This is a genomic window from Campylobacter taeniopygiae, assembly GCF_005406225.1.
Lineage (GTDB): Bacteria > Campylobacterota > Campylobacteria > Campylobacterales > Campylobacteraceae > Campylobacter_D > Campylobacter_D taeniopygiae.
In genome coordinates this window covers 1-1,436 of sequence record NZ_NXLY01000045.1, presented here as the reverse complement: position 1 = coordinate 1,436, position 1,436 = coordinate 1, and the positions used below count along the sequence as shown (strand labels likewise).

1 protein-coding gene and 1 pseudogene are annotated in these 1,436 nt (G+C 29.1%); both read right to left on the bottom strand.

Annotated features, from left to right (window positions below; all coding sequences use genetic code 11):
* Window positions 1-123: 123 nt before the first annotated feature.
* On the bottom strand, window positions 124-1,170 hold the full coding sequence (locus tag CQA75_RS08850) for an ankyrin repeat domain-containing protein (protein WP_137624591.1): 1,047 nt from the start codon (window positions 1,168-1,170) through the stop codon (window positions 124-126).
* Window positions 1,171-1,182: 12 nt separating this feature from the next.
* A pseudogene (locus CQA75_RS08845) lies at window positions 1,183-1,436 on the bottom strand (ankyrin repeat domain-containing protein); the annotation flags it as partial.

Below are 1,436 nucleotides of genomic sequence, written 5' to 3'. Positions count from 1 at the left end.
CATTTTATTATTTCTTCAGTAAAATACGCTTCATCTTTACTAGTATCCCTTAGCATTTTCTATCCTTTCGATTAAGTTTTTAGTTTTTGCGTTTTTATCACTAAAAGTCTTTTTAGATAAAAGCTAAATAACTTCTATATTTCTATGAAACACTAAAGGAGTTTTTTCTAAGATAGCAAGATAATTTTCCTTAAGTTGTTTTTCGTGTTCTTTTTTTATTTTATCTTGTATTTCTCTTTTTTTTCGCATTTCATCTTTAAATTCTCTCAATTTTTCTTCACTGCCTAAAAGCTCTAAAGAACTTTTAGCTCCTGCTTTAAGAAGGTATTTTTTTATGGTTTCACTTTTATTGCCTATAAGATCAAGAGCTGATTTACCAAAATGATCAAAAACATTTACATTAGCTCCTGCTTCAATGAGCTTTTTAACTGTATTAGAATAACACTCCCTTACAGCCAATATCAAAGCACTCTCTCCATAATAAATAGCTCCTTTATCATATTCTATGATTTCATTGATATCTTTCATTTTACCACTATCAATTAAGGCATTAGTAAATTTTTGCTCTTCTGAAAGAAGAAAATTGTGCAATAAATTTTCACCCTCTGAATTTTTAAGATTAGGATCTGCTCCTAGTTCTAGTAAAAAATGCAAAAGTTCTAATTTATTAGCTCTTTCTATTTTAGTGGCAGAACCTAGAGGGCGAGTTGCAAAGATTATGGGTTCATACCACCCTTCCTTGCCTTGATAAAAGCAAGCATTGATATTAGTTCCCTTATCCACTAAAAGTTTAATGATTTTTTTTGTATGCTCTAAATCCAGTTTATCGTTACACCAATGAGCATTGCATGCAAGTAAAAAATTCAACCATGTTTGATCTTTTACAAATTGTAAAATAAATTCAAAAAATTCATAATCATAACACCAATCATCGCAAAATAATTGATCTAGCATCGCTACTCTATCATGCCATGGATCTAACTCAAGAATATCCTTACCTTTAGGATCTTCTATGATGCAAATCACATTTATACCTTCTTTGTTGATAAAATCTTGCCATTCCTTATAATATTTATCTTTAATACTATGCTTAATTTCTGTATCAAAAAACCATTGAAGCATAGGATTTGCTTGAAATTCTTCATAAGAGATGATTTTTTCTTCAGTCATTTGTTTTCCTTTTTATTCCTCAGTAACTTCTATACTTATTCTAAAAATCAAAGGAGTTTTTTCTAAGATAGCAAGATAGTTTTCCTTAAGTTGCTTTTTGCGTTCTTTTCTTATTTTATCTTGTATTTCTCCTTTTTTTCGCATTTCAGTATATTTAAATTCTCTCAGTTTTTCTTCACTGCCTAAAAGCTCTAAAGAACTTTTAGCTCCTGCTTTAAGAAGGTATTTTTTTATGGTTTCACTTTTATTGCCTATATTATCAAGAG